This window comes from Shewanella sp. 10N.286.52.A9 (assembly GCF_041468985.1).
GTDB lineage: Bacteria > Pseudomonadota > Gammaproteobacteria > Enterobacterales > Shewanellaceae > Shewanella > Shewanella japonica.
Map to the genome: position 1 here is coordinate 82,318 of NZ_JBFRJQ010000002.1, position 26,502 is coordinate 108,819.

22 protein-coding genes and 1 riboswitch are annotated in these 26,502 nt (G+C 41.0%); of the genes, 11 read left to right on the forward strand and 11 right to left on the reverse strand.

Annotation, left to right across the window (positions count from 1 at the left end; translation table 11 throughout):
• Positions 1-261, reverse strand: a complete 261-nt coding sequence (locus AB4128_RS01420) for a DUF5062 family protein (RefSeq protein ID WP_372036460.1) — start codon at positions 259-261, stop codon at positions 1-3.
• A 172-nt stretch (positions 262-433) separates the two neighbouring features.
• On the opposite strand from AB4128_RS01420, the gene AB4128_RS01425 reads away from it, so the two are divergent.
• The 4 genes from AB4128_RS01425 (at position 434) to AB4128_RS01440 (ending at position 6,853) form a co-directional block, all read left to right on the forward strand.
• Positions 434-1,528, forward strand: a complete 1,095-nt coding sequence (locus tag AB4128_RS01425; RefSeq protein WP_372036461.1) for a phosphotransferase — start codon at positions 434-436, stop codon at positions 1,526-1,528.
• A gap of 290 nt (positions 1,529-1,818) precedes the next feature.
• Positions 1,819-5,076, forward strand: coding sequence for a winged helix-turn-helix domain-containing protein (locus AB4128_RS01430; protein WP_372036462.1), 3,258 nt, complete (start codon positions 1,819-1,821; stop codon positions 5,074-5,076).
• A 15-nt stretch (positions 5,077-5,091) separates the two neighbouring features.
• The gene (locus tag AB4128_RS01435) at positions 5,092-5,472 is read left to right on the forward strand and encodes a DP-EP family protein (RefSeq protein ID WP_080914810.1); all 381 of its coding nucleotides are present in this window, start codon (positions 5,092-5,094) and stop codon (positions 5,470-5,472) included.
• Between the two features lie 142 nt (positions 5,473-5,614).
• Positions 5,615-6,853, forward strand: coding sequence for a diguanylate cyclase (locus AB4128_RS01440; protein ID WP_372036465.1), 1,239 nt, complete (start codon positions 5,615-5,617; stop codon positions 6,851-6,853).
• Positions 6,854-6,906: 53 nt separating this feature from the next.
• On the opposite strand, the gene AB4128_RS01445 is transcribed toward AB4128_RS01440, so the two are convergent.
• On the reverse strand, positions 6,907-7,176 hold the full coding sequence (locus AB4128_RS01445) for a DUF6482 family protein (protein ID WP_055022826.1): 270 nt from the start codon (positions 7,174-7,176) through the stop codon (positions 6,907-6,909).
• 220 nt (positions 7,177-7,396) lie between these two features.
• Between AB4128_RS01445 and AB4128_RS01450 the strand changes: the two genes are divergently transcribed.
• Together AB4128_RS01450 and AB4128_RS01455 are read left to right on the forward strand one after the other, a co-directional pair.
• The gene (locus AB4128_RS01450; protein ID WP_055022827.1) at positions 7,397-7,774 is read left to right on the forward strand and encodes a DUF805 domain-containing protein; all 378 of its coding nucleotides are present in this window, start codon (positions 7,397-7,399) and stop codon (positions 7,772-7,774) included.
• Positions 7,775-8,121: 347 nt separating this feature from the next.
• A riboswitch (glycine riboswitch) is annotated at positions 8,122-8,250 on the forward strand.
• Positions 8,251-8,398: 148 nt separating this feature from the next.
• Positions 8,399-9,772 carry an alanine/glycine:cation symporter family protein gene (locus AB4128_RS01455; RefSeq protein WP_372036468.1) on the forward strand — a complete coding sequence of 458 codons (1,374 nt, stop codon included), beginning with the start codon at positions 8,399-8,401 and terminating at the stop codon, positions 9,770-9,772.
• 6 nt (positions 9,773-9,778) lie between these two features.
• Here the strand turns inward: AB4128_RS01455 and AB4128_RS01460 are convergent, their stop codons facing one another.
• From AB4128_RS01460 to AB4128_RS01475, 4 genes are all read right to left on the reverse strand, one after another.
• Complete coding sequence (locus AB4128_RS01460; protein ID WP_372036608.1) at positions 9,779-10,507, reverse strand: substrate-binding periplasmic protein; 729 nt, start codon at positions 10,505-10,507, stop codon at positions 9,779-9,781.
• Positions 10,508-10,883: 376 nt separating this feature from the next.
• Entirely contained in the window at positions 10,884-11,786 is a 903-nt protein-coding gene (locus tag AB4128_RS01465) for a cation transporter (protein ID WP_055022830.1), read from the reverse strand.
• Positions 11,787-11,981: 195 nt separating this feature from the next.
• Entirely contained in the window at positions 11,982-12,860 is an 879-nt protein-coding gene (locus AB4128_RS01470) for a LysR family transcriptional regulator (protein WP_055022831.1), read from the reverse strand.
• A gap of 39 nt (positions 12,861-12,899) precedes the next feature.
• Positions 12,900-13,739: a hypothetical protein gene (locus AB4128_RS01475; protein WP_372036470.1), complete on the reverse strand. Its 840-nt coding sequence runs from the start codon at positions 13,737-13,739 to the stop codon at positions 12,900-12,902.
• A 190-nt stretch (positions 13,740-13,929) separates the two neighbouring features.
• Here AB4128_RS01475 and AB4128_RS01480 point away from each other — a divergent pair, with 190 nt between their 5' ends.
• Together AB4128_RS01480 and AB4128_RS01485 are read left to right on the forward strand one after the other, a co-directional pair.
• On the forward strand, positions 13,930-14,235 hold the full coding sequence (locus tag AB4128_RS01480; RefSeq protein ID WP_055022833.1) for a hypothetical protein: 306 nt from the start codon (positions 13,930-13,932) through the stop codon (positions 14,233-14,235).
• A 119-nt stretch (positions 14,236-14,354) separates the two neighbouring features.
• Positions 14,355-14,726, forward strand: coding sequence for a PleD family two-component system response regulator (locus tag AB4128_RS01485; RefSeq protein WP_055022834.1), 372 nt, complete (start codon positions 14,355-14,357; stop codon positions 14,724-14,726).
• Positions 14,727-14,882: 156 nt separating this feature from the next.
• Here AB4128_RS01485 and AB4128_RS01490 read toward each other — a convergent pair whose 3' ends face one another.
• The gene (locus AB4128_RS01490) at positions 14,883-16,952 is read right to left on the reverse strand and encodes a S9 family peptidase (RefSeq protein WP_282166501.1); all 2,070 of its coding nucleotides are present in this window, start codon (positions 16,950-16,952) and stop codon (positions 14,883-14,885) included.
• Between the two features lie 325 nt (positions 16,953-17,277).
• Here AB4128_RS01490 and AB4128_RS01495 point away from each other — a divergent pair, with 325 nt between their 5' ends.
• From AB4128_RS01495 to AB4128_RS01505, 3 genes are all read left to right on the forward strand, one after another.
• Entirely contained in the window at positions 17,278-17,961 is a 684-nt protein-coding gene (locus tag AB4128_RS01495) for a hypothetical protein (RefSeq protein WP_372036472.1), read from the forward strand.
• Between the two features lie 239 nt (positions 17,962-18,200).
• Positions 18,201-20,198, forward strand: coding sequence for a hypothetical protein (locus AB4128_RS01500; protein WP_372036474.1), 1,998 nt, complete (start codon positions 18,201-18,203; stop codon positions 20,196-20,198).
• 210 nt (positions 20,199-20,408) lie between these two features.
• Entirely contained in the window at positions 20,409-20,663 is a 255-nt protein-coding gene (locus tag AB4128_RS01505) for a DUF2999 family protein (protein ID WP_055022838.1), read from the forward strand.
• A gap of 121 nt (positions 20,664-20,784) precedes the next feature.
• On the opposite strand, the gene AB4128_RS01510 is transcribed toward AB4128_RS01505, so the two are convergent.
• The 4 genes from AB4128_RS01510 to AB4128_RS01525 all read right to left on the reverse strand — a co-directional run bounded on the left by AB4128_RS01510 (position 20,785) and on the right by AB4128_RS01525 (position 26,285).
• On the reverse strand, positions 20,785-22,269 hold the full coding sequence (locus AB4128_RS01510) for a lytic polysaccharide monooxygenase (RefSeq protein WP_372036477.1): 1,485 nt from the start codon (positions 22,267-22,269) through the stop codon (positions 20,785-20,787).
• A gap of 476 nt (positions 22,270-22,745) precedes the next feature.
• The gene (locus AB4128_RS01515) at positions 22,746-23,915 is read right to left on the reverse strand and encodes an MFS transporter (protein ID WP_055022840.1); all 1,170 of its coding nucleotides are present in this window, start codon (positions 23,913-23,915) and stop codon (positions 22,746-22,748) included.
• Between the two features lie 408 nt (positions 23,916-24,323).
• Complete coding sequence (locus tag AB4128_RS01520) at positions 24,324-25,064, reverse strand: hypothetical protein (RefSeq protein ID WP_244899759.1); 741 nt, start codon at positions 25,062-25,064, stop codon at positions 24,324-24,326.
• Between the two features lie 54 nt (positions 25,065-25,118).
• Positions 25,119-26,285, reverse strand: coding sequence for a BamA/TamA family outer membrane protein (locus tag AB4128_RS01525; protein WP_372036481.1), 1,167 nt, complete (start codon positions 26,283-26,285; stop codon positions 25,119-25,121).
• Positions 26,286-26,502: the final 217 nt, after the last annotated feature.

Sequence of the window (26,502 nt, forward strand, 5' to 3'; positions counted from 1 at the left end):
TTAATTCAGTAACGGGTGCTCTGGCGGTAGTTGCTTACTTATCCATAACACCAGTTTGTGTTTTCTGTTTGGGCCGTCATCTTTATCTTCAGCTAACGCTTGGATCAGGCCGTCTTGTACCAGTAAACGATAAATACATTCCACTTTATCCTTTGGAGAAATACCTTCGCCAAAATTCTTAAAACCTCTTTTTCTTGCATAAGCTTCACCAATTTCCATGGCAAGTTTTAGCAACTTTGTATCATTTTTTCCTGGTTTCATTCTGAGCTCCAACAGGGTTCAATGTTTTCAAATTACGCTAATTGATTTAAAACTCAATGGCTTTTCCATCAGACTTGAGAACTATTTCACTTATTAGTGAGTTGGCCATACAATTTGCCCAGTGCTGCACCTTATCGGCATGTTAAAAATGAAATTGAGATAACTGATACCAATGAATACTGATGCCTTTGAAGTTAATCCACAACTGCTTGATCAAATTAAACGGCAAACTCGTGCCACTGACATTACTCAAGTAGAACTAATCCAATCACTTTGGAGTGGTTACGGAGAATTATTCAGAGCTCACTTATCAGGTTCAACCTATGACAGCGTCATTGTTAAACACATCAAGCTACCTTTGATGGACCCACAAGATAGCACCGCAGCACAGTCGCACCCGAAAGGTTGGAATACAGCCCTTTCTCATCAGCGCAAAATAAAATCATATCAAGTAGAGTTTAATTGGTATCAAGATTACGCCAATCAATGTAGCCAAGATAATCGGGTGCCTAAATGTTTATATCTAGAACAAGATGGTGATGACTGCTTATTGATACTTGAGGACTTAGCCACTGTTGGTTTTGGTAAAGTGCTCACCCGTGCTGATGATATTGCTATTAAAGCTTGCCTTAAATGGCTAGGACGGTTTCATGGCCAATTCTTATACCAAAACCGTGATACGAGCGAATCACCGCACTACTCAGACAACAAACACAAATTAGTCACAGATAAAGTAAGTAAGCAATTACACGCAAAACTTTGGCAACAAGGTACTTATTGGCACCTTGATACCCGCCCAGACGAACTAGCAGCTCTCAAAGATTCAAGCCTAAAATCCGCTGCACAACAAATAGATACAGTGCTCAGTAATACTCCATTTCAAACCTTAGTCCATGGTGATGCCAAGCTAGCTAACTTTTGCTTTACCGAAAACCACCAACAAGCAGCTGCGGTAGATTTTCAATATGTTGGCCAAGGCTGCGGTATGAAAGATGTGGCATTATTGCTGAGCAGCGTGATTACCTTTTCAGAAGATGAATCGCAAATTACACAATGGCTTGATTATTACTTTAACGAGTTAGTTATTAGCACCAAGCATCATCACCCCCACATTTGTACAGATAAATTAGTGCAAACATGGCGGCCATTATATTCAATCGCTTGGGCCGACTTTCAGCGGTTTGTAAAAGGCTGGAGCCCCAACCACTTTAAGATTAACCCATACACCGAAGCGTTAACCGCTAAGGCACTGGCTCGGCTTAAGTGATAACAGTGGCTGTAAGGAAATAATAAAAAGATACGCTTAAGTATTTCTACAACAGCAAGGGAATACTCTTTGCTTTAGCAACTATATCGCTGACAACAAACCTCCAGTTAAAGGTCACCCTCGCTCTCTTTTCTAATTCCTCAATTAGTCTGTTTTTTACTCCCTTTTACACTTTAAGTGGTTACAATCTAACCACAAGTTGGTATAAGTAAATACTAATGAAACGCAATCGCGATAAGCTGTTACCGAATGCATGAAGCATAACACTGGGTTTTCAATGGAATGTGATAATGAAAAACGAGATTTTTTTCTTTGGTGAATGGCAGGTTGATCCCAATAGCAATAGCGTAAACCTTGGTAAAAAAACAAAACAGCTTGAACCCAAAGCTATGGATGTATTGGTTTTATTATGCCAACGCAGCGGTGAAGTACTCAGTAGCGATGATATCGTCAATCACTGTTGGCCTAATACCGATATTGGCGATAATCCACTGCACAAAATTATCAATCAATTACGCCGAGCACTCGAAGATAAAGCAACATCACCACGTTATATTGAAACCATTCGTAAGCGAGGCTACCGCACCCTCGCCGATGTTAATTTTCCCATAGGTCATGAAACCGTTGCTAACCATCAGCAGTGGAGTGCTGGCTCACCTTTCCCCGGTCTTCAGGCCTACTCAGAAGACTTTCATGAAGTCTTTTTTGGCCGCAGTAAACAAATTAGCGTGCTACTTGAGCGTATTAGCCAGCAAGTTAAATTCGGTCGCGGTTTTTGTTTATTACTCGGCCCAAGCGGCAGTGGTAAATCATCGTTAATCAATGCAGGCATTATTCCTAATCTTACCGTAGGATCAGGGTATAACGGGGTGCATGTAGCCGCTTACAGCAGCCTAGACTTTGCCGATGTCGCTAAATCACAACTCTTTATCGAACTTGCAGGAGCGATGCTCGATTGGGAAGTTAATGACCAACCAGTGTTTGACGGCGACAGTGCAGATTCGCTATCCCACCGACTCATCACAGAACCACAAGTAATTGTTAATCAATGTAAACAAGCCATTAAAGCTAATCGTCAACTTCACACTCATTTTGCTTTGTTTATCGATCGCCTAGAAGTGTTATTGTCTTCACCGCTTTTTACCCATGAGCAACGTTCTGCTTTTGTTGGCATACTCGAACAACTCGCCAACTCTGGCTGCATTATTGTATTAAGTGCTTGTCGTAACGAGTTCTACCCCTTGCTTGTTGGCTACCCTAGTTTAATGACAGGAAAAGGCCAAGGCGCGCATTTTGATTTATCGCCACCGACTCGTAGCGAATTGCTGCAAATGATCCGTTTGCCCGCTATTGCGGCTAATTTAACTTGGACCTGCGACCCTGATACAGCAACACCTTTAGATGAAATCCTCTGCGCAGAAGCTGCCAGTAACCCCGATGCACTGCCGATGCTGCAATACATGCTGCAAGCACTTTACTTAAAGCGCAGTAAAGACAACCAGTTGTTGTTTAGCGTGTATCAAGAATTAGGCGGCATTGAAGGGGCAATTGGCAAAAATGCCGAAGATGCTATTGGAGAGCTCACCCCCCAGCAAAAAGCCAGCTTGCCCCATGTATTTTCACTGCTAGTGACGCTAAGGGAAGACGAGTCATCGATCACTAGTCGCACCGCGCGCTGGGCACAGCTGCACACCAAAGAAGAACGCACCCTGACTCAGGCGATGATTAACAGTCGTTTGTTCGTGTCCAATTTGCAAAACGGCGAACCCTGCTTCAGCATTGCCCACGAAGCGCTACTGCGCCGCTGGCCAAGGGCAACCTCATGGATAGCTGAGCATAACCAAAGTTTGCGAATTAAAAGCAGACTCCATCATTTATCCACCCGCTGGCTACAAGAAAACAAAAACCATGCTTATTTGCTGGCTGACGGTAAACCACTCAGAGAAGCCAAGTCACTCAAAAACAATCCGTTATTCGAGCTTGAGCCTGAAGAAATTGAATTAATTACCGCATCGAGTAAGCACGAAAAAATCAAACGTTGGCAAAAAACCTTCACCATCTCGTTACTCTTTTTACTCACGATCACCTCGATTTTAGCCAGCGTTAAAAGCTTCGAAGCAGAAAGAATGGCCCAACAGAAAAGGCAAGCAGCAGAAGACCTTCTCGGCTTTATGGTGGGTGATTTCGCCGACAAAATGCGCGGTATTGGGCGTATGGATTTACTGGATGGTATCAACAAAAAAGCACTGGAATATTTCAGTGACGCTTCGAACCCAAACGATACCAACTTAAGTTTTGAGGCCCGCTTTCAACACGGTCAAACCTTAGAGGCCATGGGTGAAGTCGCCTACTCACGGGGTAAAACTATCGAAGCCAAAGAAGCCTTGTTAGCTTCTAGAGAAAAGCTCACCGCATTATTAATTGAGCAACCTGAACATTTCGAACTACTCAAAACCCTAGGGGCTAATGCGTTCTGGTTAGGGCAATTGGACTACGATCAAAGTGAATGGCAAGCAGCTAAAGCATGGTTTGAGCAATACTTAGCTTACAGCCAAACCATGTATGGCTTAGCGCCTGATAATGATGATGCAATTATGGAGCTTTCCTATGCAAATAATTCTTTAGGTTCTATATCGATAAACCAGCAAAATTTTGATGTCGCTAATGATTTTTTTCAACAATCATTAGCGTTAAAACAAAAAGCGTTGATTAAACAACCCCAAAACACTCAACTTATTGCAGATATTGCAGATACCCGTTCTTGGTTGGCAACTGCTGTTATATCTCAAGGTAATGTTAACAAAGCTATTAGATTACACGAAAAACTGCAGTTGGAGCTATTAAGTTCTTCTGCACAGCTAACCCCATATGCACTTGATAGGTTATTTGCTAGCTATCAAATACATTCCAATTTATTGCGTTATCAAAATCAAAAACAACATGCCTTTGAAGTAACTCAATTAGGGCTCGCAGCGATAAATAAAGCGTTAATACAAGACCCTAAAAATGAGCAATGGCAAATAGATCGGTTTAATTCAATGTTCAGGTTACTAGAAGTAGTTGATGACCAGAATAAACAAATACTTAATTACAATATTAATTCTTTGGCAGTATCAATGACAGATAATGAGTCATTAAAAAATACATCTAGAAATAAATTTGTATGGGCTAAATATTATCTTTCATCAGCAAGGTACTTTTTCAATCACAATCAATACAATAAAAGCAATGAATATGCTTCAATCGCAGAAGAACTGCTTCATGACATTTCTAATAAACACAGTCAAAATGTTACTTATAAAGCAATGCTGTCATCCAGCCAGATACTCGTTTATTCGACCTCTACATTGCTAAATCACAAAATAACCGAAAAGTCTTTGTGTACTGAAATAAAATCTAGATTACAAACCTTAATCGACACAAACAGGAACCCATTAATAACAATTCCCTATCTTAAAGCATTGCAATGCTTAGGGGAGTTACCCTCAGAACCCCAGCTTTTTAATACTGTTACAGAAGCTGGAATTAACCTTAAAAATGTTCACTAAATGAATGGAGTCATCATGTTAAATATCACAGGCAAGGCCACCTTTATCACAGTAACCGTCACAATTGATAAAAATGAAGTACCGACATTTTCATACAGTAATGAAACTGGATCTGTAGAAGTTTCTGGCGAAAGTACCATTACCTACCTTCTAGATGACCTTACAGACAAAGGATTAAAATTTGTTGGCGCCGCTTTTGAAACCCCTTTTGATGGCGTAGTCGATGCTGTCACTACGAGTAGTGATGGTCAAATAATTCAGTTAATGGACTTGGATAAAGTGGTCGGAACCACTAAGTTTCAGTTTGTGTTAACCAACACTGATAACAGCTTACTTCTCCTTAGTGAGGACCCTCAAGTCATTAACAAGGGGCAAGGCAATGTAGAAAATTGTTAACGGTGAAGAATTTAAAAACAATTAATTCAACACCTTAAATCGGAAGGTTAGCGAAAGGTTGTAGTTAACAGAGTTCGATAGAGTAATCACTAGAAAACGCAATCACTGCGGCGATATTAACTTTCTAGTAAGGATACTCGTTATGTTAGAACTCACTTCCACTGCTGAGAATCAATTAACCCAAATTTCTCAAGTGAATATGGACATGTTTATTGGCGACACCAAGACGGGCAATATCAACTGTCAATTTGGCGTCAATGAACTTCCACCGAGTACTAACCCTTTAAAACTTGAACCACAGTTTTTATCAAACAATTTAGCCAATCACACTATTAGTAATCGCGCTATTAGCAACCAGACTATTAGTAATCACACTGGCGCCCATACTAATTCTAGTACCAGTGCTAATACCGGTGCGAATAAGGCTGATAGCAATCAAGTCAATACAGATGTTAACGCTACAGAAACTAAACTCGGTGGTCACGCCCTCAGCTCATTATCAACGTTAGTTGAACATATAATGGAAGCGATGATTGTTGTCGATGAGTTTGGCAATATTCAAATGGCAAATCGACATGCTGTATCTTTATTGCTTGATTGCGATAAAACCTCAGCAAACTCGTTAATTGGTCAGCGCTGGCAGTCTTATTTGTGTGAACCGCAAAAGTCGCACTATCAACAAATGATCCTTGAATCTAGATTAGAACCAAGACCGCTAAATCACTTACCTAATGAAACCACACTTAACATGTCAAATGGCCAAACCATTGATGTGGAAATGTCTGTCACCCATTTTCCTATGTCTGAGCCTTTATTTGGCATCATCATCAGAGATTTAAGTAAGTATCGCGCAGAGTATCAGCAGCTGTATAAATGGGCATCGACCGACTGCTTAACTAACTTGTCTAACCGCCGTGTATTTGATGCAGACTTAAAGCACCATTGGAAAACATGCATTGAACAAGGCGATCCGATCAGTGTATTAATCATCGATATTGACCACTTTAAATCATTTAATGATAACTATGGCCATGTCATGGGCGATCGTTGTTTACAAAAGATAGCCAACGCAATTAAAAGCGCCTTACCTAATGAAGATTGCACTGCAGCGCGCTATGGTGGTGAAGAATTTGCTTTAGTGATGCCTAACTGCAATACCGAAGAAGTGCAGCAAACTGCACAGTTAATACAGCAAAACATTAATGCATTGACCTATATGGATATCGGTTTGGATATATCAGTTACAGTCAGTGTAAGCCAAGGTCATGCTAGTGAAATTAACGGCCAATTTAGAACTGCAAATGCATTATTGTGCGCTGCTGACACCGCGCTATATCGTGCTAAAGCTGAGGGCCGCAATCGGATTAATGCTTGCTGCTAGAGAGGGAAGTGTGCGAGCAGAACATCATTACATGGCTCGCACCATTAGGCAGTTTATAAATTTATTACTTGTTGATAATTGCCCGCATTGTCTAGCCCACACATTTCATCATAGGCGGTTTGATATTCAAGGTTGGCAACCGAATAGTCATGGCTTTTTAGTAGGGCTTTAGCTTCTACAATCGAGTTCACGCACTCGCCTGAACCGGCGCCATTTAAGCCTACAAAATTATTACCAGCATCGGTCAGCCCCACTAAATAGTGGGTTGCATCAGCTATACCAATGATTGTCGCGATATTGCCTGATTGGTTCACATTATCCATGACGTATCCTCAATTGAGTTTGGTTCACTTAGTAACCATGTTATACGTCAACAATTCACATCTAGTTCAAAAAGCAACCAGTAAGCCACTTCTACTAAGTACCAATGACATTTCAGAGGTCATAACGCCAGTTAAAGAATGTTGTCCTTCATTGCCTTTCCACTTTCTTTGCTGTTATAACTATATGATTAAAAAGCAAGCATACTGACAAGGAATCATCATGGATTGGTATATCAAGGTATTGAAGAATTACATTAACTTTAAAGACCGAGCGCGTCGTAAGGAGTATTGGTTCTTTGTACTTTTCAATGTCATCGCAGGGATCCTACTAGGTATCCTTGATAACATCACCGGCACCTTAAACCCTGAAACTGGCTATGGATTACTAAGTGGTATTTATTCTTTAGCGGTATTCCTACCTGCCCTTGGCGTATCTGTGCGTCGTCTTCATGACACGGATAGATCAGGATGGTGGCTCCTTATCGCACTTATTCCATTCATCGGTGCTTTTGTATTGTTGTACTTTTTTGTGTCTGACAGTCAATCTGAAACTAACCGCTTTGGCCCTAACCCTAAGGGTAACGAAGTCGAAATCTAGCCTTGGAATTAAATAAGGGCTCAGTAATAGCCAACAAAGGGCAGTATAGTGCTAACCAGCGCTGTACTGCCCTTTAATATTACTGTTTGTTCAAATTTACCGCAGGCAAACCACCTCGATTTCAAACTGTGATCTACACCTCTTGAGCCTCTGATTTATATCCCGCATGCTAATGCCCTTTTTGATTAATGGCTTGTTATTTAACACGCATTTTCAAAAAGATCCGTTCGGATGAAGGTAGCAGGAGAGTGGGGACTAACCCCACACCGACGAGGCAACTTTAGTTAGTGGATTATCCGCTAGTAAAGCACTCTTTCAGGTGCCACATTGTGGTGAGGACTGTTACTGGACGAGCCTCTGGAGAGACTGTAAACAAACGCTGTTCGTCAGCGATTGTCATTACAGCGCCGAAGGCGAAAGTGAGGCTGACTTATCAGTCACGCGAAACGCTCAGGCAAAAGGACAGAGGAGAGGATGACTGTATTCATTTATGGTCACTGTCGTTTGTTGCTGCGCCTAAAATCTACCTATGTGGTGGATGCTCTGTCAGTTGCCCTCTTCAGTACCACATAACAGCCATATCTTTTCCTCCTCCATATTGTTGTTTAATATTCGAGGAACACCATGAACTTTCACGCGCTATTAGCTGATATCAATGCCATTGTTTGGGGCCCAATCACCCTATGCTTACTGGTTGGTACCGGTCTTTATCTCACTATTCGGCTTAAACTATTACAAATATTTCAGCTCCCTTTTGCCTTAAGTTTGTTATTCAAACCTGCAACAGGCAAAGGTGACTTATCATCATTTGCAGCCTTGTGTACTGCCCTATCGGCGACCATAGGTACAGGTAATATCGTCGGGGTGGCTACTGCGATAAAAATTGGTGGCCCAGGTGCATTATTTTGGATGTGGTTAGCCGCCTTTTTTGGCATGGCAACCAAGTACGCCGAATGTATGCTAGCGGTTAAGTATCGCACCACGGATGCCAAAGGTAATATTGCTGGCGGCCCTATGTATTATATTGAACAAGGGCTTGGCCTAAAATGGCTAGCCAAAATCTTTGCGGTATTCGGTGTTGGTGTGGCGTTTTTTGGCATTGGTACTTTTGCCCAAGTGAATGCCATTAGCGATGCCATGACAATTGCGTTCAATGTACCTACATGGGTGACAGCAATTGTACTGACAACAATGGTGGCAGCAGTCACATTGGGCGGCGTCAAACGTATTGCAAATGTCGCTCAAAAGCTGGTACCTACAATGGCGCTGGGCTATGTCTTAGCGTGTATTTGGATTCTGTTTAGCTTTTCAGAGCAAATCGTACCGGCGCTCGAATTAGTCGTTCACTCAGCCTTTACCCCCATTTCAGCTGCAGGTGGATTCTTAGGGGCCACTGTTGCCCAAGCGATTCAAATTGGTATTGCCCGAGGTGTTTTTTCAAATGAATCTGGCTTAGGTAGTGCCCCAATTGCCGCTGCTGCAGCCAAAACTAAAGAACCTGTAGAGCAAGGTCTTGTCAGTATGACGGGGACCTTTTTTGATACAATTTTGATTTGTACCATGACAGGTTTAGTCCTGATTATTACGGGTGTTTGGAATGGTGATACTGCGGGTGCTGCAATGACCAGTGCCGCATTTTCAACGGGAGGCTCAGCCATTGTCGGTCAATATATTGTGACAATAGCGCTAGTGTGCTTTGCCTTCACGACAATTCTTGGCTGGCATTACTACGGTGAACGTTGTTGGTACTACCTAACTCACAAACGCCTAGGAGACCAAGGGATTAAGGTGTATCAATTAACCTTCTTAGGCTTGATTGCTGTCGGTGCATTTATTCAATTAGATTTAATTTGGATGCTTGCCGATACTGTTAACGGCTTAATGGCCATACCAAATTTAATTGCAATTATTGGCTTAAGACATGTCATTATGACTGAGACACATCATTATTTTGAACGAAAGAAAAAGCAGTTTTCACAGGTAAAACTGGCAAATTAGTACCTGCTACAAATAGAGTTCTGTTTTGGTGTACTTGTCAATTAAGTCTTGAATGGTGCCGTCATTTTTTAACTCTAAAATGGCGGCATTAATTTGTGGCATTAACGCTTGATGCTCTTTCCTTAAGCGCATGACTAACACCCCTTTTGAATGAATAGCAGCTAATGCGATTGGGAGGTTGAGCTTTTTCGCCCAATACAAAGCAGGTAAATCTCCCGAAATGGCAGCATTAACTCTGTTTTTATGCAGAGCTTTTATTAATTGTTTTTCAGAACTGAAGTCCACTCGAGTAAAAATATCATCATCGTGGTACAAATAGCCAAATACAGTGCCTATTGGCTGTCCTTTGATCTTAGCAATGTTAGACCAAGTCTCCTGATTCTCTTTAAGCGTTATGATGTTTTCTTGAATATGAAGCACTGGCTCTGACTGAACAAATTGCCCTCCCATATCTCCATCAGCAAACCAACTTGGACTCACAAAATCAAAATCTAATAACCCTTTTTCAAGTGCTTGATTTGTACGTTGGGGAGGAAAATCATGGCGCTCGATGTCGATTGAAGCCGTTGCAAGGATTTGCGGAACTAACTCACCTAATATACCTGAGTTATTAGCGTCTTCGGTAATATAATAGGGCACCCAACTACTTGAGCCATTGACATTATATTTAAGAGTGGTGGCATGCAGTTTTGCATGAAACAGCAAAACTGCACTCAGCAAGAATAAGTAGTACATTTTATGCAAATAATTATCCCCCAAAACGTACACACTTTAAAAAAAAAGCATGAAAATTAACTTTATCAACACCTTAAACTAAAACAATTGCGCAACATTGTTAAGCTGATTTTAGCCTTACTTGGAAAAAATAGCGTTCTGAAGATGACAAAAGCAGCGCCAAACTAGGCTTTTGTTCACTTAACTCACTCATTAGTAATTGATTCTTATCAAACTAGCAATATAAGCAATCACTTAATTAGCGTTTCAGTTTACATTGCCTGTGAATCAAGTCATAGGCTAACCAAGTGGTTTATTCGAAGAGATGTGTTAAATGAGTAATCGATGTTGCAGTAAATTGGGTATTGGTTAGTCGCGCCAACACTATGGCGGCGCGCTACTTCGCTTCTGTCACAATATCTAAGTTGAGCTTAATATCTAATGATAACGTCGCTAATTTTTTATCCATCAATGCACGGATCTTTTGCAAGTCAGGTAATAGTTGATTCGACTTCTTCGGGTTTACATTAATGTTCACCATCAACTCGGGACCTACTTTAGCAATACCTGTAATCTCAAGCTCTTGTAGGCTAGAACCGTTGGCCTCTGAGACACTTTCATGCACTAGAGAGCAAATCTCTTGGCTCGGCTTCATCATCAGTAGCTCTCTTAACGCACCAGTGAGCATGGTTAATGGCACCGATATAAAGTAACTACCGATAAGCAGCATCATGACAGAGTCTGCGTAGACGGCATATGCATGCCAAGGTGTATATGCCATTAACACAGCAATAATAAAGCCTGCACAAACTGCTGCACTGATAATGGTATCCATCTTCCACTGTTTTATTTCAGCAGCAAATAAGCCCGAGCGCTGCGGCCCGTTTTGGCGAGCTAAAAACCACCAAACACCAGCACACCCTAATAAACCAATGAAACCAAATACAGCCGCAATAGACATATCAATGGCTTTACCACCACTTAGTATTGTTGTCATCGCTGACGATAAGCTAAAGCACAGCAACATTAAAATCACCGTACCTTTAATTGCCACCACGAGGGGTTCGATGATCGCTTTGCCAAACGCAAATTGAGATCTTGAGGGAGCACGCATGTAACTCGAGGCGGCTAATGAAAGCATGGTAAGAAATAAACTCATCAGCGAATAAGCACCGTCAAATAAAATGACAATTGAGCCGCTTAACCCACCCACTACAACACCTAACACAGCAAACGCTAACGCTGCTACAGCTGAAAACTTAAGTAATTGTTTATCTTTATTTTTATCTCTTACACACATGAATTATCACCAATTAAAACCTGTGGTAATTATTGTCATTGGTGACTATTTTCTCAACAGTGATTCTTGGTAATAACAACCCCAAGATAGGACTAAGTATATAAATTGATATAAATCATAAAGTTAATGCGCACATTAAGCGTCAAAAAACATGACGCTCAGTGAGTTAGTGATACATTCGAAGGCTGAAAGGCATTAAAACTTAAACAGATAATCGCTGATCTGATCGCACAGCCAAGCGACACTTTCAGGTTGTGCGCTGCCTGGCATTGAAAACATGCAGTAATCTTCGTGGGTTAACCCATAGGTATGTTTTATCACCGCCAGTTTTTGATTTCTCAAATGAGGTCTAATCAATGGCTCAGGTAACACGCCCCATGCTTTTTCGGACATAATTGTATTCAACATATATTCGAAACTTGAAAAACCAATATGTCGCAATGAAAAAGGCTGTAATTCAGGGTTATCTTTGTCATTTAAGTAAACCATTACTGCTTGCAGTGATTCACGTAATTGGCTATCCGACACCCGCTTAAGGCTCGCAAGTGGATGTGTATGCTCGCACACTGACATCATTCGAATTCGCCCCAAGGGCAGATAGTCAGTATTGGCATCATCCACTCGTTCAAAATCAACACCAAAGGCAAAGTCCACTTGCCCAGTATTGACGAGGTTAGCTAAATCACCACTTGATGCTAATACAGTATTCACTGTGGTTGCTGTGAAGTGGTTATTCAGTTCTATAATAAAGGTTTGCCATACTTCATCAGGAAAAGAATCATCCCTTGCTAGCCAAATTTCCGAACGAAACTTATCGATCGTTTGCTCGCAAGTTTGCTGAATACGCTCACATGTTGCGACGACACTTTCGCAGTCTTTGTAAATTGACTTGCCCACTTCAGACAAGACTAAACTGTTACCAGAACGCACAAATAACTTAGCTGAAAGGCTCGTTTCTAATGCCTTCATCGCCATACTCAGCTGAGTACGATTACTGTTTAGCTGTTTTGCCGCCGCAGTAACAGAACCGGTATCGGCGATTGCACAAAAGATTTCAAGCTGTTTAAGATTCATAGTTCAGCCGCATATCGTCAGGTTATAAAGAAGCTTGCTTTATTGCTGTTGACGCAGGTTAAATTGCTTTTGTGCCAACTCGTTATATTGCTCCAACAAGGTTTGCTCACTCGTATTGAGTGACAATGCTTGTAAATCAATTTTTAGCTGGCCTTGGCGATTAAACTGACTCGCAAATGTCCCCATATTCAACATATCAACTTGCCAATCGGTTAATTGACCAATCACATAATTACCAAATTGAAAGGCTTCATATTCGTTCAGTAGCGTTAAAAAATCACTAAACCCAAAGCCCTTTAATTGCTTTTGAGCGTTGAATGCCGCTAGATACCCCTGAGAAATGGGATCGTTCTTACCGGATAAAGCTTGCTGAAATTGATATGAATGACGAGTTTCATGAACTAAAAATGCCAGTGAGGCATAAGGGTCTTCCTCTGCAAGTTTCTCAGGGTTGAGGTAAACAATGCCACTACCGCCTTTTTCCACATCGAAATCAAAATACACCATTTTGTTCGGATAGCTATGGTTATCAATAATTAATAGCGGAGTTTGGTTGCCAAAGCTTTGCACCGCTAAAGCAAATACCTTTTTAAGCCAAGGTATTTGCTCATCTATGGTTAAATCAGACCAATTTGCTATTGCTTCAGTCACATTTTTATCTTGGTTTATTAACCCAACTAAGCGGTCCGCATGGGATATTGTTAACGCATAAGCTGGCGCAAGGAAGGCATCACTTTGAGGCTGAAGTGCAAAAGCTTGCGGCGCTTGTTGCTGTAATGCTTGATTCGCGTAAAAGCGGTCAGCTGCAAATGATTGCGAGGGACTCAGCCACAATAAAACGATGATTAAAATGGCTGAGGTTATTGTAAATTGAGGCATAGTAGACTGGCTTCCAGAAAGATTATTATTGTTATACTGAATATTACGACGCGCTGATATCGCCAAAGAGTATCACTTATATTCGCCTTATTCAGCATAGATTTAATTGAACTAAATCCTGCTCCCATTGGACTAATAATAGTATTAAGCATGACATGTAAGGCTTTATTCCTACTGAGTATTAAGGCTAATGAACAAGAAACCTGATCGCATCACTGCAATGCAACAAATAATGACTCAGGTGAAAGCCACGTTTCCATTAACTGAGCCCGACACCTTTGTATGTGGCCCTGAAGGGAATTGCCAAGGTTGTCCGAAAAAGTTACTCGAATTGGTTGATAGCGAAATCAGCTATTGGGAAGCGGCAATTGAACATGGCAACACACCACAGCTTGGCGATATTAGTCGCTTTGCTAAACTGTGTAAAAATGTAAAACGTGGTCTAGATAGAAATGGCGTCATTGAAAAATATCGTCAATATAAACAGCCTGAATAGTAGCGCTTTCATCAAGTTAGCTTATGTTCTATGCTTAATTAGCCCTAGCAATTAATATTGTTTTACATACAATGATGAATATATCGACAGCGATATCACAACACTAGAAAGAGGCACCAATGGATAAAGCGAAAATACTTGTGATAGACGACGATCCAATCTGTACCAGTATGATACTGGCGCTTCTTGGTGATGATTATCTGGTATTAACTGCCAACTCTGGTGACGGTGCGATTGAAGTACTCTCTTCAATGAAACCAGATCTTGTGTTTGTGGATATCACCATGCCTGATGTAAATGGCTATCAAGTGATTAAATACATGAAAGAGCATGAACTGACACAGCATGTCCCTGTCGTGGTTATCAGCTCACTTACTGAAGAGTCAGATCAAAAGTTAGCGCTTAAAATTGGCGCAGACGAATACCTCACTAAACCTATTCTTCCTAATACTGTGCAGCTTACTGTCGATAAGTATCTCGACGGAGCATAATCTTTGCTGACACTTTTATCGCCTTAAATAAGGCGTTGTCGTTATTCTATTTCCAAGTTATAAAAATGCCGTAATCTTTTGATTGCGGCATTTTTGATTGACTGAGATATCACTCACCATGCTATTGAATAGTGAATGAATTCGATAAATTAAGCATTACTTAGCACCTGGCTCTGCATGCTGATTCATCCACTTTTCAACTTCGTTATACCAGTAAATTGAGTTATTCGGCTTCATGATCCAGTGGTTTTCATCTGGGAAGTAAATCATTCGCGACTCAATACCTTTGGTTTGCAGTGTACGGAATAACTCAAAACCTTGGCCTACTGGTACACGGTAATCTAATTGACCGTGTACCACTAAGGTTGGAGTATTAAAGTTTTCAGCACCGTAATGCGGAGAAATAGATTTATAAATCTCAGGGTTATCCCAGTAGTCACCAAAACGTGTACTGTGCACCGAGAAATCGGCTGCCATTTGCGAGTACATATTGTAAACCGCAGCATGAATAAATAATGCATTAAATGGCTGATCTTTTTGACCTAAAATAATCGATGATAAGTAGCCACCGTAGCTTGCGCCACCAGCAACTAAACGTTCGTTATCAATCCAATCTTTTGCTTTAAACCAATCCGTTGCTTTAAATACATCTTCCAACGACTTGTTTTTCCAGTCTGGGTTAATGCTATCAGTGTAGTCTTGGCCAAAACTATTTGAGCCATGGAAGTTAGGCCATGCTGTGACATAGCCCCAAGAGGCAAATGTTTGTGCATTCCAGCGATAATGAAAACCATCAGAAATCGCGCTGTGAGGACCACCATGAATCAACATCATTAGTGGGTATTTTTTACTTTTATCAAACCCTGGCGGGTAATGTACCCACATTTGCACATCTTCGTCGTTATAGCCTTTATAGGTCACTGACTCATATGTACCCATATCTACATTCGCTAGAATGTCATCATTAAAACTATCTAAACGCGTGGTTTTGCCATTGCTTGGATTAATTTTAACTAAGCGAGCTGGGTACAAAAAGCTGTCATTTGCAGCCACTATCGTGCCGTCATTCGCAATAGCAGGTGCACCGAAGTTGGTTTGCTTGGTAATCGGTTTTACCTTGCCATTACTGGCATTGATGTGGAAAATGCGGCGAGTGGCAGCATCATCAATAGCAGCATAAAAACCTTTGTTATCAGCCGTCCAGCTAAAGCGGGCAACAGAGCGATCCCAGTCAGTTGTGATCACACGTTCAGTACGCTTTTTCACATCCAATAACACAAGGTTTGCTGTATCAGCGTAAAAACCATGGATAAGCTGGCGGGTAAACGCTAACGTTTTACCATCTGGACTAAAGGTAGGGTTTGAATCTGGCGCTTCGTTCTTAGGCGTTAAGTTAACCACTTTACCGCTGCCAATTTTCGCCATGAAAATATCAACTTTTGGATCAACCTGATTGTCCCAACCATTACTGTTAAACGCAATGAACTGTTCGTCAGGCGAAATATCGTAGTTGCCACTGCTTTGTGATGAACGTGGCAGTTGCTTATTCAATGGTTGAGTGATCGCTTCTACTTCGCCACCCTTTGCCGGAATACGAAATACATGCGCTTGTCTGTCTTCTTCAATCCAGTGATCAAAGCTTGAAAAAGGTAATGCATTCCACTGATGCGCAGAAACTTTATTGTCTTTATTCGCTTTTAACTGAGTTGCCATTTCATCCCAATTTTTACCTGGGAAGATACGACTAATGAAGTAAACATTTTCGCCAACCCATTTAAGGCCTTTAACGCCACCTGGCACATTGGTTAAGCGCTGCGCTTCGCCCGCTTTGTCCAATGGGAGTAAATACACTTGGCCAGCATCATCTTTATTACGCTTACTGATAAACGCGAGTGTTTTACCGTCAGGAGAAAACGTCGCCTCACTTGCACGTTGCCCTTCAGCAGTCAGCGCGCGTTGACCTTTACCGTCTTTATCAAATAACCACAACTGAGTGGCGCCTTTGTCTTCAGGCACATCATATTGAGTAACAGGGGCAATAATGTACTCACCATTAGGCGAAATAATTGGATTGCCAATTCGGCTTAATTGCCAAAGCACATCAACTGATAACTTTGTATTTTGTTCTGCTTGATTTTGCACTGAATGCGCTGATTTTGTTGGCTCTGCGGCGATTGACGCTGCAGGCATCAACAAGCACATAAGCACTATCCCAACTTTCTTCACGAGAGGACTCCTTGATTTATTTATTGTTATTTTCTTCATTACTAGCATTTTATCGTCATGCCAGTCAGTACAGCTAGTAATAAATGTTAATCGAATTAACACCGAGAGAACGGGACAACCATCACCCTTGTTACATCAGCATAAATCCATTGTCATGCTTAACAATTAAATAAAGCTTAAACCTGAGGAAGATAAAAATAAAACGTCTCGACCGTCATTAACCGCTGACTTTTCAACCTACTTTCATTGATATCCATCAATAAAAACAGCTACCATAATTTAGTTAATTATTGATAATTAAGAATAAAAATAACAATGGTGCAACATGCAAAAATTTGGTCCAGTTAAAAGCTTATTACTCTTCGATCCTGAAATTAGCAAATTACAATTCAATATAATTATCTGTTTACTGATATTTTGGGGTGGATTAACCCAATATATGGCAATCAGTTATATCCCTTCGCTATGGATAGACACCCTTGGATTTTGGCCGATATTGGGCCTTTTTTTTGTATCCAGTATATGTGGCGTACTCATGCTAGATAAAGGGCAACCTATTTACATTTTTACAGGTTTTAATCTCATTTTATTAGGTTCAGGCGCTTTTCTCTGTTACTTCTTACAATCACTAAGCACTGAAATCATAATAGATTTTATAAAATATGCCGTATTCATGGTGCTATTTTTATTATTTTCGAACGTGTTTTTACCAGAAAGATATTTACAAAAAAAGCCATTTACCTTAATCGCTACCGCGCTAGTCATATTGCCAGAACTTGTTTCATGGTGGCTTTGGGGATCTAACAGCAACATTTTAAGCTTATTGGTGTTGGTTTTGGTGATTGGTGGTCTCAGTAGTACATGGGCTGAAGCCAATGCAGAACACTCTGAGTACATTAAGCTCGAATTAAATGATGCCATATTCTGGGGCGCACATGTGTCTATGGGGTTTATCTTCCTCTTAATCCAAGTGGCTTCTAGACGCGATGACTCATCTAGTACAAATTAATCCAACGATTCTTTAATCAATAATCTTTATTTTCAATCTATTAGAAATTTTAAAAGCCGGCATTCATAACCCAATGCCGGCTTTTTTACCTCCACCAAAACATGTTAAAAACATATTCATACTATGTTTATTGATTTATTGTTGTTTTTATATACACTTTTTAACGCACATTAGGTGCCTTCAAGCGGAATGATGGGGAGAAGCTCCGCTGATATATTCAAAATAATAGGGATATGAAAATGAAAAATAACCACAATAGTGTCAACGAGACCTATAAAAAGCTCACCATAATAAGTTTACTCACACTCATGCCATTGGGGGCTTTTGCTGGCACTGAGCACAACCATTCAGAGATGAAATCATCATCAAAACTTACGCAAAATAGCGCAAATTACGCTGAGCGACATCGCCCTCAGCGAACTGAGCACCACAGTGATCGGTACGCCCATAAATGGCGAAAAGATAAGTCACATGGCCATAAACACCAAGAACATAATGGTCACCGACATTGCAAATACGAACGTGCCTTTTGCCAAGGTATACCTGAGGTTGCTGAAGCCGACCTTCCAACAGATACTGACTTAACGGGGTATACGGGAGAAGATATCGGCTTCTTCGAAAATAGAGTCTTTGATGATGAACCCGAAGTCCTCTATGCATCAGACAGTTTTGATGACACAGTCAATGACACCAGTAGACTAAAAAAAGCCCTTAGGTTTGCGGCTAAAGAAGACGATGGCGGTGTTGTTATTCTACGGGCGTCTCAAAAAGGGACGAATAACCGCTACAGCTTGGCGCACATCGTCGTACCATCGAATGTCCGTATTGAAGTCGAGCCTGAAGTCATACTTGAAATGCGTGGCATTAAAGAAGATACCAACCCTACTGGTAACCCAAATAACCGACCAAATCGCCAATTTTTATTCTCATTTGGTCGCAGTATTGGTCCAAGTAAGCTATCAGCTGAGCGCACGGTGAACGTTCAAGTCACATCAACGGATCCGACTCGAAACTTTACTGTCGATGCTAAAACCAATATGCCATTTAACTATGGCGAAATGCAGGGCGGAAATGGAGGTGGGCTAGTCAACTTAACTCGTGCTATTCCATTTGGATTATTTTATGTCGAAAACTTTTCAGTGTCGAATGTCACCATTGAAGATAATCATACTGAATCAGTATCTGTGCAAATGTTTGCCGATGCCGACTACAAAGATGGCTCATTCACGTATCGATTTGGCTCAGCGCCACTTTATCTTCAGAATCGCTATGTAAAAAATCCTGAAGGTTCACCTAACTTAAATAGACCAATGAACCCTATTAATATTCCCATCCCAACCGATGAGAATGGCAATTTCATCGATGATAGCGGCAATATCGTACCTGACATGTTTGCCATTCAACGTAACCCGACCTACGCTCGCACCCCTATTAAAGGCTCAATTAAAAACATTAAGTCAATTAATGCACATACAGGATACGGTGTGGTGCAAGTTTACGGTGGAGACTGGATTGAAATTGATAATATTGAAGCCTTTAATGGTATTGGTGTTCGAGTTGAGGCAGGTAATGGCACTAACAAAGACAACTTTAACCGCTCAGGCCCTTACTTTAGTTCAGCCAATAAAATCAAAATTTCAAATATTAAAGTCACTAACGGGTTTACCGGAGTGTGGTTAAAGCCACACAGTAAGATAATGAAAGACATTAGTGTAGAGAACATCGAAGCTATCGACAGTGGTTCAGCATTACTTGTCGGCAAAGGCTCATTTGCCTGTAAAAGTAGTTGTCGTGACTTAACACGTGGCCGAATCAACAACTTAACAGTCAGTGGTGACATTATTTTACGTCAAACCATCTATGATGAGCCTGTGGCTGAAGTTGGTAATGTTGCGACTTACTTTTTAAGTGAATCAAACCGTGAATATTTAGCCCAGCAAACAGGTAAAAGCACCACCGAGATTTCTCGTGCTGATATTGAGCGTAATGTCTCGGGATCACGTTGGTATTTAACCTTTCCAGCAGCACCGATCCTAGCGCTCTCTCAATTATCAGCAACTGAAATTGGCGATCAGTCAGCTTTTGAAGGCTTTTATGGCGTCGATTATTGCGACGCAAATATCATTCAAGATGGACTTGCACTGACTGACCGAGAAAAGTCGCGCCCTGACATTCTTTATATGGGAGATGCCCATACTCCAAATGGTGAGATCGCAACCGATTACATTTATAAATAATGCAATATTAAGGCTGATCCCAACTTGGTCAACAAAAAGCCAGCGCAATTGATGCTGGCTTTTTACTACTACGCTCTACACCTGTGGCCATAATGGGGGAATTCATTCATAAGTTAATGAAATCATTTAGCAAGTTTTCCACTCTGCAAAATAACGATATCAATGGTAAAATAGTCAGATAATTCGTATCCATTAACACAAGGTCCTGCAATGAATCCAATTATTGCCCTATTAAAAGAACATAGCGTCAGTGATGAAAAAATCAGTGAAGTGTTCCAAGCATTAACTCAAAACCCAATGATGGCTATGAGCATTATTGGTCAATTAGGTATTCCAGCGGAAAAGCTACAACAGCTAATGGCAATGGTTATGCAAAACCCTGGGTTGATTAAAGAAGCCGTTTTGGAACTCGGTTTAGACTTCTCTAAAGTGGAAGCAGCGAAAGCGCAAATGCAACCTCAATAAGCCTGTTGCATTAACCCGCAAGCTTTATCAATAAAAACGGCCAATCTTTGATTGGCCGTTTTTATATCTTATAGATCAATACTCATCACCTTACATGACAAATTGACCATACCACTGTGACTTAGCGCCACACGCCCCACTCACCTGTGGTACCTGGTTCTTCACCTTGAGTCCACCACTGAGCTGTCCAAGTTTGATTATTATGTATAACGGTTTCACCACCGGTATACACTGCAGATGTACTCCATTGCTCCCCAGGCTCAGGGCCTGGTCCTGGCTCAACATCGCTCGGCGTTACACTAAAGCTATAAACTGATTTATCTTCCTCACCTTGCCCTGTGACAGTGAGTTCAAAGCTGAAGCTTTGAGCGAGATTATCGAATCGTGCGGTGTTAATAATTAGTTCGTCATGCTGACCAATTTCAGTCTCGATTGGTGTGCCACTCACTTGCACCCATGCCACATGCTCAATATCACCCTGGCTGTTCGCTGGGGTTAATACGACATACTCGCCATGTGACACCGTAGCATCGGTAATAGGTTTTAATACCGTTGGCGTAATGACGGCTTCGACAAACTCATTCTTCTCAGAAATACTAAACTCTCCATAGGCTTGAGCATTCTTTGAGTTAAAGAAATTCTCATGCAGCTGGTTTTGAAAATACATATAGTGATTCATCTCAGCATGCCAGCGACCAATAAACACATTGCCATCATAATGGTCGTGATAATAACCACTGACTTCAGCAGCTAATAAACGATCCCAAGCCAGCTGATTCTCTTCGGTGATAATTAGTGAAAAGCTAGAATGGATTTCGCCATTGTTATTGTAGACTTTGTAGTTAACTGACTCGCCTATTTGTGGCGTTGTTAAGCTCACCTCTTTTGGAATAAACGCATCCCCCTGCTCTAAATAGGGTTCTGTTGGCTCAGGATCAATTGGGCCGTCACCAGTAATTGTGATATCACTACAGTTATAAAACCCTTCACCGACTGGATCTTCACGTTGCCAGCGAGTATACAAAATCGCATCACCAGAACGGTCTGCAGGTATTGTAATATTCATCCGATACTTTTTATCTTCGCCGACTGCAACATTACCGTACTCTTGCAGTAAGACTAAATCATCCCAGTTAAGTGGCTTAGACACATCCACTCCAGGTTTGGTTAAATAAAATTGCCAAAATGAAGGGTTGTGAGGCGCAGTTGCATTAAACACATACTCAAATTCACCTGGTGCTAATTCAGTTCGTGTCCATGCTGTATGTTCAGCCCCCATTCCCCGCTTTTGAGCATCATTGGCGTAACATAAACTGCCATCAGGGATCGCCGCTTTCACCGCATCCATGTCATTATAAGCAGGCGCAGGTATGTTAATGGCAAATTCATTACGCTGAATAAATGGATACGTACCAGAAATCTCTTTTGCTTGTGCACAAGCCGCATTCGGCGGTGTACCACTCCAAAGCCCACCTTGCTCATAACAAATTGATTGCCTTGCTTCAGGAAACTCAGCCCAGCCATGAGCGTGTGCTTGTTGATTAGGCATAGTGAAATACAAAGCAGAAACTGCTGCCAGTGCACCTATAAGTCTTATTGTTGTCATTAAATATCCTTTATTGTTTTTGAATATTAACTCACTCATTAATATTCATTTCGGTCGACATGTTGAACAAAGCGACCAATTCAACAAAAAATAAACCTAAGTATCAAATTACTGATAAATAAGAGTAATTATGTAACATAAAGAACTATTATCAGCGCTATGAGTACACTGCCACATAAACTTTAACGAAAGAAAAACTGCTTTTACTTGCTAAAAAACACAATATAAACAAATAGAAGCGTTAATAGAGTGAGAAATTTACACGTTATTAAATGAAGCTGAGTGTAAAAAAGGCCGAACCACCGATGCAACATATTGATAAGTTTGTGTCGTGACCTGTTTTTGAATAGAAAAAATGACTCGATTTATCCAAGCTAGCACGCTTTGTTCAACTGATGGCTTTACTGCCTATAACAGGCAGTAAAGCTTGTAGAATGAAGTGCAGCTGCGAGGACTTCGCAGCTGCCGTAAGGGCGTTAACCCGCAATGGGCTTTTGGCCTGACGAAATGGTTTCAGCGCTTTTCATCAACATATAAATACAGGTTGTTATTAAGCAAACACCTAGGTACATGATCAAGCCATTTCCGACTTCGGTAAATGTTGTGGCTAACAGCGGACCTAAAACAGAACCCACGCTATAGCACAGCAGCATCATTTCTGTAGCCGATACCATTTTTTCAGTCGGTAAATGATCACATGCCAATGTGATGGCGATGGGGTAGAGCGCGAAACTACTCGCGCCTAATAGCAATAAACTAAACCCCATCATTACTAACGTGGAAGACTCAAGTACGCCCATAACCGCTAAACAACCTAGCATGCAAAATATCGCCATTAATAAGCTTTTGCTCATTCGAGTCGACATCGCACTGGCAATGGGTTGCACTAACATGCCCCCCATAATGATGCTCGCCATTAGCAGTCCTGTGTGCTCTGCAAAAACACTGATATGCGTTAAATATGATGGCATTAATCCATAAATTGGACCAAGCAATAACCCTGACACCATACAGCCAATAATCGCTGGTCGGTTGATATGACGGATTTCTTTGCGGCTAATACTTTGTTGATCGTGACTATGGGGCTGGCCAGAACGAATCAGAATGGGAGCCAATGTCGCCATAAACAAGAGTAACAATACACACAAATATGGCTGTATTCCGTCGGTTCCAAACACTGAAATAGCTAACTGGCCTACAGCACTACCGCCATACAAAGCCGCCATGTATAGCCCTAACCGCTTAGCACGTTGCTTAGAGCAATTTGCCATTAACAACCAAGACTCTACGACTACAAATACACCTGCTACTGCCATGCCAGCAACAAAACGAGCGACTAACCAAGTCACTTGATGTGGCACCAATATCATAACAACAACAGTCAGCGCCACCAGAGTCAAAAAAGAGATGAAAGATCGCCTATGTCCAAGTCGTTTAATCACTCTTTGAATACAGGTAGCACCAACCAATAGACCAAAATAAAACACACTGGCGAGCCAAGGTATTAATGATAAATCGATATCAAAATGGGTCACAGATAAAGGAATTAGGCTCATTAAAAAGCCTGAAGCCACCGCGAAAAAAGTTAAACCAACTACAGGGGTAACAATGTTATTTTCAACATTATCATGCGTGATTATCGTCAATTTAGTACTACTTAATGAAAGGTTTTGAAGGGTTAAATCGTGCTTGTCGGCTAAAAGGGCAAAATCACCCTTAGACTATTTTCGGCGAATGTATTCTTGAAGTAATAACAAGTAAAGCTATTTTTGTTTCCAAAATCAAAAATGGTTAAAAATGCTTCAAAAATGGAATATAGATCATGTTTTGGTACGTAAAACACGCTAGTAAAATCGCACTAGCAAGTGCAATAGTTTAAAGGGAAAGACCTTTCATCAAATAAAAAAGGAGGGAGATATATGAATAAAAAATATATTTATAAGCTAAAAAAAAGCCACAAAGCAAAATTAAAGCACCAGTTATAGACCTTTAGCTTACCTATACTAATGTATTGGATAATAATGACAAGATTAAACTATTCACTTAAATTTCCGTTATTGTTTATCACAAGTAGAATGGTAATGATTAAGCTCAATTAGGCCTTTTAAAATAATGCCGTGATAGCGTGCTTTAACAAGTTGGTAGTCCATTTCTGGGGCGAAGAAATACGTGACTTCCTCTGCACCAGACTGCTCAACAGGGATTAAGGTCATTTCTCCCCATGGTTCAATCTGTTCGGAAACAGGCTTTTTGACATACAGTTGATAAGGCTCAATTGCATCAGATGCTTGCCTAACTAAGGCGAATTGAGTTCGACCTTGGAGTAATAATTGACGCATTTGAATGGCTAGCGTATCGACATCTCGAAGGGGGATTTCGGTAGATGTATAACGATCTTTTTCACCATCTATATCGACCTCGGATGCAAGCCCATCATGGCTAAATGACACCTTCATATCCCGAGCGCGAAAGCCTGTCACTAATTGATGAAAATTATCGGTTATCCATTCATCACGGGTATTCGACCAAGACAGCTCAGCGCGCTGATCGTATTGAGTGCCAATACCTAATATGCTGGCTTTACTGGTTGAGGTGACCACAGCCGACTGACCTTGCCATGTTTCGGTTCTTTTCATGGTGCCAGTGTGAATGCCACTCAAATAAATATCATAGTGAGAAGTACGACTACACTGACTTTCGACAGTAGCATCCTGTTCAGATGCATTGGTACAAAGTGGAAACAAGATAACCACCAGCACTAATTTTACCGCTATTGTCAGTTTTAATACGCTCATTACTACTCTACTATTTTACTATCGTGCTCAAACATACAACTTGAGTGATGTAGATTAAAAAACTTCATTCACATTAAGGTAGAAGTTAGTTTCGTTTTCGCCTACACCCACATCAAATCGTAAGTTGATATTGTCTTTAATTTTAAAGCGAAAGCCTGTGCCGTAAGAGGCTAATAACTCATCAGTTAAGTCACTCACTGAAGGAGCTACACTGCCAACCGCGCCCCAAAATACCATGCCATAGCGCTGAAATATCGGTAAACGATACTCAACTTGGCCCATCATCATTTGCTCATCTCTATAACGGCCTTTAATGAAACCACGCATAGCACTTGAGCCACCTAAATCAGGTAATGCATTCCACGGTACGTCACCACTAGTAAAATGACCTTGAACTTGCCACGCAATTAATCCAGGCGCATGACTTAACATAGACGTTGAGCTTAAATCGATGTAGTTTGCTAGCTCGACATTGTAAGTTGAAAACGTCGAATACTCACTGTTATGGTATACACCAGCATCAACTTGAAACAACCACCCTTTGGTGGCGTTTAATCGATAATCTCGTGAGTCATAAATACTAGTGACGACAACACCAGAACTAAAGTTACTTGGTAAAATCGTGCTTTCGTCGACAGGCTCACCTGTTTCAACATATTCTAACTTTTCGGCACTTGCATAAGTAAAGTCTGCACCTATACCTAGAAAGTAATTATCGGCAACCTCAGTCATCCAGCGAGGTTTAAAGCTATAAAGCTGTTCTTCATATTCATGATGATTAATGTCTAGATTACCATCATCAATTCCTTTGCCATAATACACCGCCGCTTCATTATATAATTCGACGTCTAACAGTAAGCGCTGCTTACCGCCATTAAAAAACGTCATGTTTTCAGCTTCAATACCATAAGAGTTGTTCATCGACACAAATGAATTCAATACCAATGATGAAGGCTGTTCATCTGCGGCTGCCCCTTCAGTTTTATATAACCCGACCATGAGTAACCCCACACCAAACTTCTTTTCTGGTGTGTAATAAGCCGTAGGCAGATAACTCATATCGATGGGTTTACTGTCATCAAACTCACCATCAGCACCAAATATCGACAAGATATCATCGACCCAAGTCGGCTCCATGTCTTCTGGTGTATCGATTAATGGCTCAACAGCAAGAGTAGCACTCGAAAATGCCAATAAAGTGAGTAATAAAATCCGTTTCATAGCGGCTCTAATGTGAAGTGAAAAATATCGGGAAAATTGCCATGTGGCTCGTGGGGCGCATTCTACCATTACAAAAATTTTCAACAATTAATTTTGTTGTAACTTAGGTATTAATTTAATGCGCTTACATTTTATATTAAGGCGTTTCAATATGAAGATTGACCTAGCACTGAGGTGTGCTGAACTTCATCATTAGGGTAAGAGTTTGATTTATAAG